The organism is Virgisporangium aurantiacum (assembly GCF_016863635.1).
GTDB classification, from domain to species: domain Bacteria; phylum Actinomycetota; class Actinomycetes; order Mycobacteriales; family Micromonosporaceae; genus Virgisporangium; species Virgisporangium aurantiacum.
Map to the genome: position 1 here is coordinate 15,837 of NZ_BOPG01000030.1, position 12,587 is coordinate 28,423.

13 protein-coding genes are annotated in these 12,587 nt (G+C 70.1%); 8 read left to right on the plus strand and 5 right to left on the minus strand.

Annotated elements, in window-relative coordinates; genetic code table 11:
* Positions 1-22: 22 nt before the first annotated feature.
* From Vau01_RS23610 to Vau01_RS23620, 3 genes are all read left to right on the plus strand, one after another.
* A complete protein-coding gene (locus tag Vau01_RS23610) occupies positions 23-796 on the plus strand; it encodes an SIMPL domain-containing protein (protein WP_203996411.1) in 774 nt (257 codons plus the stop codon).
* A 75-nt stretch (positions 797-871) separates the two neighbouring features.
* Positions 872-1,372 carry a hypothetical protein gene (locus tag Vau01_RS23615; protein WP_203996413.1) on the plus strand — a complete coding sequence of 167 codons (501 nt, stop codon included), beginning with the start codon at positions 872-874 and terminating at the stop codon, positions 1,370-1,372.
* A gap of 64 nt (positions 1,373-1,436) precedes the next feature.
* Positions 1,437-1,859, plus strand: coding sequence for a hypothetical protein (locus Vau01_RS23620; RefSeq protein ID WP_203996414.1), 423 nt, complete (start codon positions 1,437-1,439; stop codon positions 1,857-1,859).
* Positions 1,860-1,875: 16 nt separating this feature from the next.
* Here the strand turns inward: Vau01_RS23620 and Vau01_RS23625 are convergent, their stop codons facing one another.
* From Vau01_RS23625 to Vau01_RS23635, 3 genes are all read right to left on the minus strand, one after another.
* Positions 1,876-2,334, minus strand: a complete 459-nt coding sequence (locus Vau01_RS23625) for a nuclear transport factor 2 family protein (protein ID WP_203996416.1) — start codon at positions 2,332-2,334, stop codon at positions 1,876-1,878.
* 55 nt (positions 2,335-2,389) lie between these two features.
* Complete coding sequence (locus tag Vau01_RS23630) at positions 2,390-2,674, minus strand: DUF4190 domain-containing protein (RefSeq protein WP_203996418.1); 285 nt, start codon at positions 2,672-2,674, stop codon at positions 2,390-2,392.
* A gap of 581 nt (positions 2,675-3,255) precedes the next feature.
* Positions 3,256-4,245, minus strand: coding sequence for a LysR family transcriptional regulator (locus tag Vau01_RS23635; protein WP_203996420.1), 990 nt, complete (start codon positions 4,243-4,245; stop codon positions 3,256-3,258).
* A 71-nt stretch (positions 4,246-4,316) separates the two neighbouring features.
* On the opposite strand from Vau01_RS23635, the gene Vau01_RS23640 reads away from it, so the two are divergent.
* From Vau01_RS23640 to Vau01_RS23650, 3 genes are read left to right on the plus strand one after another with little or no spacing between them, the layout of a single operon-like run.
* Entirely contained in the window at positions 4,317-5,000 is a 684-nt protein-coding gene (locus tag Vau01_RS23640) for a succinate dehydrogenase cytochrome b subunit (RefSeq protein ID WP_203996422.1), read from the plus strand.
* A complete protein-coding gene (locus Vau01_RS23645; protein WP_203996424.1) occupies positions 4,997-6,925 on the plus strand; it encodes a fumarate reductase/succinate dehydrogenase flavoprotein subunit in 1,929 nt (642 codons plus the stop codon). Before Vau01_RS23640 ends, Vau01_RS23645 begins: the two co-directional genes overlap by 4 nt.
* Positions 6,922-7,665 carry a succinate dehydrogenase/fumarate reductase iron-sulfur subunit gene (locus Vau01_RS23650; protein ID WP_203996426.1) on the plus strand — a complete coding sequence of 248 codons (744 nt, stop codon included), beginning with the start codon at positions 6,922-6,924 and terminating at the stop codon, positions 7,663-7,665. Before Vau01_RS23645 ends, Vau01_RS23650 begins: the two co-directional genes overlap by 4 nt.
* Here the strand turns inward: Vau01_RS23650 and Vau01_RS23655 are convergent.
* Positions 7,609-9,072: an MFS transporter gene (locus Vau01_RS23655; RefSeq protein WP_203996427.1), complete on the minus strand. Its 1,464-nt coding sequence runs from the start codon at positions 9,070-9,072 to the stop codon at positions 7,609-7,611. The genes Vau01_RS23650 and Vau01_RS23655 overlap by 57 nt on opposite strands.
* Before the next feature lie 104 nt (positions 9,073-9,176).
* On the minus strand, positions 9,177-10,409 hold the full coding sequence (locus Vau01_RS23660; RefSeq protein WP_203996428.1) for a M20 metallopeptidase family protein: 1,233 nt from the start codon (positions 10,407-10,409) through the stop codon (positions 9,177-9,179).
* A 178-nt stretch (positions 10,410-10,587) separates the two neighbouring features.
* Here Vau01_RS23660 and Vau01_RS23665 point away from each other — a divergent pair, with 178 nt between their 5' ends.
* Together Vau01_RS23665 and Vau01_RS23670 are read left to right on the plus strand one after the other, a co-directional pair.
* Complete coding sequence (locus Vau01_RS23665; protein ID WP_203996429.1) at positions 10,588-11,481, plus strand: alpha/beta fold hydrolase; 894 nt, start codon at positions 10,588-10,590, stop codon at positions 11,479-11,481.
* Positions 11,482-11,571: 90 nt separating this feature from the next.
* Positions 11,572-12,537, plus strand: coding sequence for an endo alpha-1,4 polygalactosaminidase (locus Vau01_RS23670; protein WP_203996430.1), 966 nt, complete (start codon positions 11,572-11,574; stop codon positions 12,535-12,537).
* Positions 12,538-12,587: the final 50 nt, after the last annotated feature.

Sequence of the window (12,587 nt, forward strand, 5' to 3'; positions counted from 1 at the left end):
TAATACGACCCTAAGGTGAAGAATGTACCGACCTCGCACCACAACGCCCGCACTCGTCGCCGCGCTGACAACCCTCGTCGTTCTCTCGTCGTCGCTGCTCGGCGGTAATCCGGCGGCCGCCTCGGCGGGTTCCGAATCCGCCGATCAACCCGCGGACAGCGTGCTGGTCACCGGCACGGGAGAAGTCTTCGGTGAGCCCGACATGCTCACCGCCAACCTTGCGGTGGAGACCAACGCGTCCACGGTCGACGAAGCCCTGAACCGCGCCAACACCGCGGCCATCCGGATGCGGGACGCGCTGGTGCGTGCCGGCCTGACCAGAGCCGACCTGCAGACGTCGAACGTCGACGTCAGTCCGCAACGCGACGACGAGGGTAGAATTACCGGCTACACCGTCAGCGAAGGGCTCACCGCGACGATCCGGAACCTGCCGCAGGCGGGGGAGTTCATCTCCGAGGCCATCGCGGCAGGCGGTGACGCCGCGCGACTGAACGGTGTGTGGCTGGCGATCGAGGACGACACGGCACTACTCACCGAAGCGCGCAAGAAGGCCTTCGCTGACGCCCGAGCAAAGGCCGAACAGTATGCCCGTGAGGCAAACAGGCAGCTCGCTCGGGTCATCAAGGTGAGCGAGGCGACCCCCGGCGACGCGGGCTCGGGTGGACAGGACCTCAGAACCGGGGCGGACTCACCGGTGCCGATCGAACCGGGCCGGCAGCGACTGGCCGTTACCGTCACGGTGGAGTGGGCCCTCCGGCCGGCATCAGTGCGTCACAGTCTTCATCGCGAAGCTTGAGGTGGGGCACCGACGGACCGCTTGCGTCCGCGACCGGACCGCACGGCGAGCCGGGGATGCGGCACCATGTGAGCCGTGTTCAAGAGATTCAGGCGCGGCCGCGACAGTCAACCCGCCGACGTCTACATCGGACTGCGCCGCCAGGTGCTGGAGACCGACCCTGCGCGGGCCGGTCTGAGCGCGACCCCCGAGTTGCCGCGGGTGTGGGGCCTGCTGATGGACACCACGCTCGACCGGGGTGGCTTCTCGTTCGTCGCGCTGGCCGACGGCACGACCAGCCTCTACTTCAGCACCGGCGGCGGCATGATCGGCGGCGGCGAGCACCCGCAGGTCGCGGCGGCCAACCGGGTGGCGCTGCGGGTCGTCGAGGCGCATCTCGACGAGTTCCCGCCGGCGACCGATGACACCCTCCCGCCGCCCGGTGGCGTCGTGCTGCGGGCCCTGACCTACGACGGCCGACGCTCGGTGCAGGCCCCGGAGGACGACCTCGGTGAGGGCCGGCATCCGCTGTCGGACGTCTTCCACGCGGCGCACGACGTGAGCACCGAGCTGCGGATGCTCCAGGAGGCCGGCTGAGCCAACCCGTCGACAACGCGGGAACCTGACGGAGTGCCAGGCGGTCTGAGTGAGCATGCAACTCATGGTCAAGGTCATCACGTGGTGCGTTGCCATCCTCGTGAGCCTGATGGTCGCGTCGGTCGTCTTCGTCGAGGGCTGGGAGCTGCCGCCCCGGTACGAGTGCGGCGGTGGTGACGCGTGCGTGGCGGGCAATCGTTACGACATCGACTGGGAGATCGTCAACTGGGAGCTGAAGCCCACCCGGATCGCCTGCTTCGAGCCCAATCCCGGGCGGAACAGCGTCATCGTCGGCCCCGGCGATGTCTGCGTGTCCGCCAGCGGCGAGCGTGAGGTGCGGGCCACGTACGAGGAGATGCGCGCTTCGATCCAGCGCCGTCGCGTTGCCAGTCTCGCCATCGTGGCCGCTGTCCTGGCGGTGACGCCCGCCATCGCGGTGTTCATCGCGGCGCGGCGGGCTCGTCGGCGGCCCGTCCGGGACCACTGACGCGTCACGCCGGCAGCTACCCGTGCGCCGCGTGGAAGGATGCCATCGTCCGGGCGGGCTCCCAGAACGCCTTCATCGACGTCACCCGCCCGTCATCGTCGACGACGTACACCATGATCAGCTCGGTGGTGGCGTGGCTGCCGTCGTCGAAGATCGCTTTTATCCGGCCGACGTTGGCGCAGCTGTTGCTGCCGGGGTTGGCAAAGGAGTCGGTGATGGTGAACTCGAACTTCGCGACCGCGGCGATCGCCTTCTCCCAGAACGCCGTGAGGCCCTCGTGCCCATGATGGCCGGCGCCCGCCGGGTCGAACATCGACGGCCCGACCGGATCCTCGAGCACGGCGTCCTCGGCGTACACGGCCAGCCACCCGGCAAGGTCGCCGTTCGCGACAGCCGAGTAGGAACGCTGCGAGGCGGTGCGGGCCGGGTGGGGGTCGGTGGGGGCATTCCAGGTCACTGCGTCCGACGCGAACATGCCGACGATCGTACGACGAAACTAGAACGTGTTCTACCTCGCCGCCTAGCGCCGGTCAGCCTGGGGTGTTCCGGATGAGGACGATCATGACCAGCCAGAACGCCAAGCCGAGGTAGCCGATGACCAGGCCGGTGACCGCAAGCCCGGCGCCGTCCTGCCCGTAGCGTCGGATCTGGACCAGTGCGACGTGTCCGACAATGATCGCCACCAGCGCGCCGCCCATGATCGCGAAGATGAACGACGCTACAGCCAGCTTGTTGGTTCCGCCGATGTGAGGATCAACCTGGCGCAGCGCAGGTGCTCTCGGCAGGTTGAGTGGGGCGCGATCATCGGCGGACACGGCAGCAGGCTACCGGAGCCGGCGCTGCGCTGCCTCGGCCATCGGGTCGGCGAGCCCGCGGCCGGCCTCACGGGCGATGTCGTGCAGGGTCGAGCGCCACCCCACACCCTTATCCGGTCGCCCGGTCCCGCGCACCAACATGGGCAACTTCACCCAGTCGCCGGCTGTGTGTCGCTCGTAGCGTCCGACGGACCGACCAACCGGAAGAAGGGACCTGACAGCATGACGAAATCCTGGCGTACGCGCCTCACGGGCGTCCCGGCGACGACCGCCGCCACCCCACCGGATGGACCGTCACCGCCCGGTCGACAGTTCCGCTCATCGGGATGGGAGGACACATGAAGCGCCTGTTCGTGGGGATCGTGCTGGCACTTTGCCGCCACGGCGACCGCACTGGTCACCGTCGGCGGCGGCAGGTACAACCTGATCAACCAGGCCTTCCCGGAGCAGTGCATGGACGTGCGCGACGGCGGGAACTTCAACGGTGCGGCGGTGCAGATCTGAGCTGCACCACCACGCGCGGCATGCAGCGGCGCAGGTCTGGCAGATCCGCCAGTAGCGCGGATCCGCCAGTAGCGAGGTCACCGACGGGACGGCCGCCCGGCCGTCCCGTCGTCGTCGGTGGGGGCGATCGACTGATCCCGCTGTGTGATTGCTTCGACGCCCGGCGGTAGGCCGCCGCCGTGGAGTTGGGCGATGAGTGTGTCCCGTAGCGCTTGGGCGCTGTGGGGGAGGGCGAGGTCGCGGCGGTGGGCGAGGGCGATCGTGCGTCGCAGGCCGGGTGCGGTGAACGGGGTGATGTGGAGGCGGGGTCGGCCGGCGACGACGATGCCGGGGACGACGGCGGCGCCGAGGCCGGCTTCGACGAGGCTCAGGACGGCGTCCATCTCACCGCCCTCGACGGAGAAGGTCGGGGTGAAGCCGGCTTGGCGGCAGGCGTCGAGGGTCGCGTCGCGCAGGTCGTATCCGGTTCGGAACATGACCAGCGGGTGGTCGGCCAGGTCGGCGATCCGGATGGTGGTTCCGACGCCCGGCAACGGGCCGAGGGAGGCGACGACGAGATTCTCGCGGAGCAGGGGCTCGGCGGTCAGGCCGGCGTCGTCGACATCGGGGCCGGCGTTCGGCAGGACGACGACGGCCAGGTCGAGGGCGCCGCGGGCGAGGTCGCGGACGAGGTCCTGTGAGCCGCTCTCCTCGATGTGGAGTTCGACGCCGGGGTGGTCGGTGTGGAAGCGGCGCAACAGCGGCGGGACGAGTGAGACGCAGAGGCTGGGCGTTGCGCCGAGCCGGATGCGGCCGCGGCGCAGGCCGATGAGGTTCTGCACCTCGCGGTGGGCGCTGTCGACGTCGGCGAGGATGCGGGTGGCGATCGGGAGCAGCACCTCGCCGGCCGGGGTGAGGGTGACGGCGTTCCCCCGTTCGAACAGGGTGGTGCCGAGTTCGGCTTCGAGGGTGTGGATCTGCTTGCTGAGTGACGGCTGGGTGATACCGACGCGGTCGGCCGCCTGGGTGAAGTGCCGCAGTTCGGCGACGGCCACGAACGACCGCAGCGGTGGGATCTGCAGGGCCATAGCCTAAGGCTATCGAGACCGCGTCCAACATGCATTGGACGAATCGCGAAAACGTTCCTACCGTCGCAGGAATGGCCCTCCCGACGCTCGCCGACCGCGCCGCGCCCCTGCGCAGCTCGGTCGGCTTGAAGATCATCATGGCGGTGACCGGCGTCCTGCTCGTGCTGTTCCTGGTCGCACACATGGTCGGCAATCTCAAGATCTTCTTCGGGGCGTCCTCGTTCGACCACTACGCCCACTGGCTGCGGACCATCGGCGTGCCCGTGCTGCCCGCCTCCGCGTTCCTGTGGATCCAGCGCGCCGGCCTCCTCGTCGCGATCGGCGGGCACATCTGGTCGGCCGGCGTGCTGACCGTGCGGGCGCGGAAGGCGCGGCCGGTGCGGTACGCCCACCGGCAGCCGGTGCAGGGCAGCTACGCGGCGCGCACCATGCGCTGGGGTGGTGTGATCGTCGGCCTGTTCGTGGTCTACCACGTTCTGGACCTGACCACCGGCACGCTGAACCCGATCGGTGACCCGTCCCGGCCGTACGCGAACGTCGTCGCCGACTTCGCGCCGCAGCGGTGGCCGGTGACGCTGCTGTACACGCTGGCGGTCGTCGCGGTCGGTTCCCATCTGGCCCACGGCATCGCCAGCGCCGTCCGCACGCTCGGCGGACGGCGCAGCGCCCGCGGCATCGCCGGCACCGTCTCGGTCCTGTTGTGCGCCGGCTTCCTGTCCGTGCCGTTCGCGGTCCTCACCGGATTGGTGACATGAACATGTACGTCGAAGGCGACCCGATCGCCGACACCACCACCCCCGACGGGCCGATCGCCGACCGGTGGGAGCAGCGGCGGTTCACCGCGCGGCTGGTCAACCCGGCCAACCGGCGCAGGCTCACCGTCATCGTCGTCGGCACCGGCCTGGCCGGCGGATCCGCGGCGGCGACCCTCGGCGAGCTCGGCTACCGCGTCAAGTCCTACTGCTACCAGGACAGTCCGCGCCGCGCGCACTCCATCGCGGCACAGGGCGGCATCAACGCCGCCAAGAACTACCGCAACGACGGCGACTCGGTACACCGGCTGTTCCACGACACCGTCAAGGGCGGCGACTTCCGCTCCCGGGAGTCCAACGTGCACCGGCTCGCCGAGATCTCGGTCGAGATCATCGACCAGTGCGTGGCCCAGGGTGTGCCGTTCGCCCGGGAGTACGGCGGGCTGCTCGACACCCGGTCCTTCGGCGGGGCTCAGGTGTCGCGCACGTTCTACGCCCGCGGCCAGACGGGTCAGCAACTGCTCCTCGGCGCGTACCAGGCGTTGGAGCGGCAGGTCGCGGCCGGCACGGTCGAGGTGCACAGCCGTCACGAGATGCTCGACCTGATCGTCGACGACGGCCGCGCCCGCGGCATCGTCGTGCGGGACCTGGTGACCGGCGAGGTCACCACCGAGATCGCCGACGCCGTCGTCCTCGCCACCGGCGGCTACGGCAACGTGTTCTACCTGTCGACGAACGCCAAGGGCTGCAACGTGACCGCGACCTGGCGGGCCCACCGCAAGGGCGCGTTGTTCGCCAACCCCTGCTTCACGCAGATCCACCCGACGTGCATCCCGGTCTCCGGGTCGCACCAGTCGAAGCTGACGCTGATGAGCGAGTCGCTCCGCAACGACGGACGGGTCTGGGTCCCGAAAAAACCCGACGATGGTCGCGACGCCCGCGACATCCTCGACCACGAACGGGACTACTACCTCGAACGGATGTATCCCGCATTCGGCAATCTGGTGCCCCGCGACATCGCCTCACGCGCGGCCAAGCACGTCTGCGACGAGGGCCGCGGTGTCGGCCCCGGCGGGCTCGGCGTCTACCTCGACTTCGCCGCCGCGATCGACCGGCTGGGCCGGACGGCCGTCGCGGCCAGGTACGGCAACCTGTTCGAGATGTACGAGCGGATCACCGGCGAGGACCCGTACACGGTCCCCATGCGGATCTACCCCGCCGTGCACTACACGATGGGCGGCCTGTGGGTCGACTACGACCTTCAGTCCACCGTCCCCGGCCTGTTCGTCATCGGCGAGGCCAACTTCTCCGACCACGGCGCCAACCGGCTCGGCGCGTCCGCGCTCATGCAGGGCCTCGCCGACGGCTACTTCGTGCTACCGAACACGATCGGCGACTACCTCGCCGACGGCCCCTTCCCGGCGGTGGCACCGTCCACGGTGGACGAAGCCCGGTCGGCGGTCACCGACCGGCTGGCCGCCCTGCTCGCCGTCGACGGTGACCGGACCGTCGACTCGTTCCACCGCCGGCTCGGCCACATCATGTGGGACCACTGCGGAATGGAACGCACCGACGCCGGCCTGCGCAAGGCGATCGAGCAGATCCGCGCCCTGCGCGAGGAATTCTGGGCCCGGGTCAGGGTTCCCGGCTCGGCCGACGACCTCAACCAGAGCCTGGAGAAGGCCGGCCGCGTCGCCGACTTCCTCGAGCTCGCCGAACTGATGTGCATCGACGCCCTGCACCGCACCGAGTCGTGCGGCGGCCACTTCCGCGCCGAAAGCCCAACCGACGACGGCGAGGCCCAACGCGACGACGACCGCTTCAGCTACGTCGCCGCGTGGGAGTTCGCCGACTCCGGCGACCCGGTGCTGCACCGCGAGGCCCTCACCTTCGACCACGTCCACCCGACCCAGCGGAGCTACAAGTGAACCTGACCCTGCGCGTCTGGCGTCAGAAAGGCCCCCACGACAAAGGCCGCATGGTGTCCTACCGGGTCCCCGACGCCACGCCCGACATGTCGTTCCTGGAACTGCTCGACACGGTCAACGAGCGGCTGATCCTCGACGGCGAGGAACCGATCGCCTTCGACCACGACTGCCGCGAAGGAATCTGCGGCGCCTGCGGCATGGTCATCAACGGCGTGGCCCACGGCCCGCAGAAGGCCACCACCGCCTGCCAACTCCACCTCCGGCAGTTCAACGACGGCGACACCATCGACGTCGAACCCTGGCGGGCCCGGGCCTTCCCCGTCGTCAAGGACCTCGTCGTCGACCGCGGCGCGTTCGACCGCATCATCCAGGCCGGCGGCTTCATCTCCGCACCGACCGGCTCCGCCCCCGACGCCCACGCCACCCCGGTACCGAAAGCCGACGCCGACACCGCGTTCGAATCGGCCGCCTGCATCGGCTGCGGAGCCTGCGTTGCGGCCTGCCCGAACGGCTCCGCCATGCTGTTCACCGCCGCGAAGATCTCCCACCTCGGTCACCTGCCCCAGGGCCAGCCCGAACGGTCCACCCGCGTCCTCACCATGATCAAAGCCCACGACGCCGAAGGATTCGGCGGCTGCACCAACACCGGCGAATGCACCGCTGTGTGCCCCAAAGGAATCCCGCTATCGGCAATCGCGGACCTCAACCGCGACTTCCGCAAAGCCGCCCGCTCGTCCTGAGCCACCACGTGCCTCGGCGCCCGATCGCTGCGTAGCCTCAGTCGTACGACCGGGCCAGGTTCCTGCCGGTCGCAGCCCGAGCCAGACGAGTACCACGCTGGCGAGCGTCACGGCGACGTTGACACCGAGGGCGAGGTGGATTCCGGTCAGCTCGGCGCTTTGCGTCGCGGCGATCGCGCTCAGGATCGGGATGCCGATGGTGATGGCCACCTGCTGGGTCATCGCCGTCAAGCCGGTGGCAAGGCCCTGCTCCTCGTCCGGTAGGCCCGAGGTGCCGGTCACGGTGTATGCCACGATCGATGCCACGTGCCCGAAGAACCCGATGAACAACGCCGGGATCAGGATCGTGAGTGCCAGCCGATCGGCGCCGAGGAACATCAGCGGAATAGTCGCCAGGCCCTGCACCGACATGCCGACGGTCAGGACCTTGCGGTTGCCGAATCGGCCGAGCAGGCGGCCGGCGATGACACCGGCGGCGACGGCCGCCAGCCCCGGCACGCCGAAGATCAGACCGGTGGCCAGCGCGGAGAAGCCCAGGATCTGCTGGAGGTAGAGCGTCATCAGGAAGATCATCGCGGGCTCCATCGTGAAGATGACGAGCCCGGCGTAGTTGCCCCACTTCACGGTGGGCCGCTTGAGGATGCGCACGGGAGCGAGGGGCATCGCCGTCCGCAGCTCGATCACCCAGAACGTGGCCAGAAGCAACACACCGACGACGGCCGCGGCGACGTTCGTTTCGATGACCCCGTAGACGAGGGCCAGCAGCCCACCGGTGACGGTCACCGCGCCGGGCAGGTCCAGCTTGACCCGGTCGGGCGTCCTGCTCTCGCTGATGAGGAACGGCGCGAGCAGCAGGATCAGCGCCGCCACCGGGACGTTGATGAAGAACGCGGCCCGCCAGCTCAGCAGGCTGACGAGGGTGCCGCCGACGAGTGCCCCGACGGTGAAGCCACCGGAGAGGATCGCGCCGTTGAGGCCGAGGACCCGGTCGCGGGTGGGGCCTTCGGCGAAGGTGGTGGTGAGCATCGACATCGCCGCGGGGATCGTCATCGCGGTGGCGATGCCCTGGAGGGCGCGAGCCGCCAGGAGCATCTGCGGGTTGGTGGCCAGGCCGCCGAGCAGGGATGCCGCGGCCAACAGGACCATCGCGCTGAGGAACAGCCTGCGCCGGCCGAACAGGTCGGCCAGCCGGCCGAACAGGAGCGTGAAACCGGCCGCGGGCAACGCGTACGCAGAGGTGATCCAGGGCAGCCCGGCGGCGTCCAGGCCGACGCCCGCACCGACCTCCGGCAGGGCGACGTTCAGGATCGAGAAATCGACGGACAGCATGAATCCCGCGCCGAGCAGGACGAACAGGATCAACCGCTGTCTGCCGCTGAACCGTCGGGACGAATCGAGGATTGCCATGCCAGTCTCCCTATAGCAACCATTGGGTTGCTATAGAGCTTATCGCAACTGATCGGTTGCGTCTCCGGTGACGCTCGACACGCGCCGAGGCACGGCCGTTCGCGTCAGCGGGTGCGCCGGGCGAGCCATCCGGCCATCGCGCGGACGCCGTGACCGATGGCGCGCTCGTCGGGCGTGAACGTGCCGAGGTGCGGGAGGCTGGTTTCGATGCCGGCACCCGGCGCGCGGACGCCGAGGATGGCGTAGGTGCCGGGAAGCCGGTCGAGGAACAGCGCGAAGTCCTCGCCCTTGAACGGGAACGCGGCGTGCAGGGTGGCTGTCCGGTCGCCGCCGAGGTACCGCCGGAGTTCGAGGCTTTCCCGCTCGGGGCAGACCATGGCCGGGAACGGCTCGTCCGGGAATGCGACCGTTGCCCCGTACGAGCTCGCGAGCCGGCGGATGTCGGCGCGGACCGCGACGTACCGCTCCTGCGGCCAACAACGGTAGGAGACCTGCACTTCGGCGCCGGAAGCCGTCGCCTGCTGGACGTAGACGAACTCGGCGAGTGGCCCGCCCGGAATCTGGAGGTCGACCAGGAGCTGTTCGATGTCGGCGGGGTTTGCGGGTGGGGCCACCGTGCCGAGGCTGCGGATATCGGCGGCGAGCTGTTGGGCGTGCGATGGCGCGTCGGCGCCGGTGAGCGTGGCGGTGCCGCGGTCGATGCCGGGCTGGCCGAACCCCGGCATCACGGCGAACTGACCGACCGGCACGGGCCCGCAGTGCAGGGCATGGATCTCCACCGGGCGGGCGTGGCGGAACATCCCGTCGGCGAGCATCGCCGCGGCACCGCTGAGGTCCTCCTCGGCCGGTTGGAAGACGAACATCACCGTGCCGGCGAGCCGGTGCCGCAGCCGGGCCAGGACCTGCGCGACACCCACACCGACCGTGGTGTGTACGTCATGGCCGCAGACGTGCGCCGGTAGCGTACCGCCACCGACCTGGTCTTCCGGGGGCACGGCGTCCATGTCGGCCCGGTAGGCGACCGTTCGCCCCGGGCGGGCGCCGGTGAGGAGCCCGACCACCCCGTGCCCGCCGACGCCCGTGGTGACGGCCAGACCGGCCGCGCGCAACCGGTGCGCCACCAACGCGGCGGTCCGCCGTTCCTGGCCCGCGGTCTCGGGATGCTGGTGGATGTCACGGCGCAGGTTGATCAGGTCGCGGTCGAGCCGGGATGCCACGGCGTCCACCGTGTCCACTGCGTCGTCGGCGGCGTGCGCGGCCGGCGACGGCGCGAGGGCGGCTCCCGCGACCCCGACGGCGGCACCGAGCACGGCACGGCGGCTGGCCAAGTTCCTCATGGTTTCCGAGCCTGTCGCACCCGGCCACCACGACGCACTGCGGTCAGCCACCCTTTCCGTCCTCCGGCCAGCCCTACCCGGGAACGAACTTCCAGCCTCCGCCGGCCCGGCGACGACCGCGGCCGCCGGGTAGGGCCGCCGGTGGGTAGGGTCGTCGGGATCCTGGGAGGGAATCAGCGTGGGTGACGGGTACCGGGTGCGGGTCAATGGTGTGGACCTGTTCGTCCGCCGCCGCGGTGATCCGGCGCTGCCACCGCTGATCGTGGTACACGGGGGACCGACGTGGGATCACTCGTATCTGACGCCGGCGGTCGAGCGGCTCAGCGACGTGGCCCACGTGGTCATGTTCGACCTGCGCGGGTGCGGACGCAGCATCCGCGTCCGGCCGCTGGGCACTCTCGCGGTCGACGGCCTGCGGCCGCACCTGTTGGCCGATGACGTCGCCGGGCTCGTCGACCACGTGGGTGCGGAGCGGGCCGACGTGCTCGGCTTCTCCTACGGCGGGATGATCGCCATGCGCACGGTGGATCGACATCCGGACCGGGTGCGACGGCTGATCCTGGCCTCGACCACGGCGTACCGCGGCGGCTGGTCGGCCGAACTGGACGCCGATCCGGAGTACCACCGCCGCCGTGACCTGCGCGAACCGGTACGGTTCGACGATCCCGCCCTGGTCGGCCCGAACGCACCCGACGGCGCGCTCAGTCGTGCGATGGCCCATGCGAGCGCTCCCCGAGACGTGTGGCGGCTGGACCGGCTCGGCGACTGGGACCGCGTCCTCGACGCGGTCCGGTTCTCCAGCGACTGGAACGCGCCGTTCCTGGCCGGCGACCTACCACCGGCCGCACCCGACGATCCGCCCGAGGTGCTACGCCGCTGGGGCGGACCTGTTCTCATCGCCCACGGCGTCCACGACATGACCTTTCCCCGAAGCCTGGCCGACCGGCTTCACGCCGAGGTTCCGGGCAGCGTCCTGGCTCCCATTTCCGACGCCGCGCACATGGCCCACTTCGACAACCCCGCCGCATGGCTGACCGCCATCCGCACCTTCCTGACGAGCCCGGGCCACTGATCGGTGGGCGGCGCGACGCGTCGATATGCTTCCATGGATACGTTGATCAATTGGCGTGCCTTCGGCGCGCCACGAGACCACGGGGGATCAATGCGTCCGCATCACCATGCCCGGAAACTTCTCGCCGCCGGGGTCGCCCTGGTGGCGACGGCGACGCTGCTCGGTCCGGTGCCGGCCGGTGCCGGCGACGTGCGGGCCGCCGCCGTCTGGCAGCCCACGCCCGGCACCACCTGGCAATGGGAGATCGTCGGTCAGGTCCGGGAGCCCTTCCTCGACGTGACCATGTACGACATCGACCTGACCGACGCGGTGCCGGCGACCACCGTCGTGCCCGTCCCGGGGTTCGGGTCGGTGACCTGGCCCGCCGGTGAGAACGCCGGCATCGTCGACCGGCTGCATGCCGCCGGCAAGGTCGTGGTCTGCTACCTCGACACCGGCGCGTGGGAGAGCTACGAGCCCGACGCCGCGTTGTTCCCCGGCACTCCCGGCTGGCGGTCCGGTGACCCGGCCACCGACGTGATCCTGCGGACCACCGGCTGGGACGAGGAGTACTGGCTCGACATCCGTCGCTCGCAGTGGGGCCGGTTCGCCCCGATCCTGTGGGCCCGGTTCGACCTGGCGAAGTCGATCGGATGCGACGGCGTCGAGCCCGACCAGAACAACCCGTACGGCAACAACCCCGGCCCGCAGATCCCGCTCGCCGACGAGAAGGCGTGGTACCTCGAGGTCGCCGCCCAGGCGCACGCCCGCGGCCTGTCGGTCGGCATGAAGAACGGCGTCGAGGTGACCGACGACGACACGGCCGCCGCGTTCGACTGGAACCTCAACGAGGAGTGCTTCTTCTACGAGGAGTGCGATGACCTGAACGCGTTCGGCGACGCCGGCAAGGCGGTGTTCCAGACGGAGTACACGGTGGACTGGGTCGAGCGCAACCCGGCGTACGCCAACCCGGCGACCCTGGCCGCCAGCGGCGAGTTCTGCGCCGACGCCCGTCGACGCGGCTACTCCACGTTGGTGAAGAACGAGGTTCCGGACGCGGTGTTCGTCACCTGCTGATGTGAGAATCCCCGGTTCCGCATCCGGCAGGTGCTCGCCGGCGGGGTGCT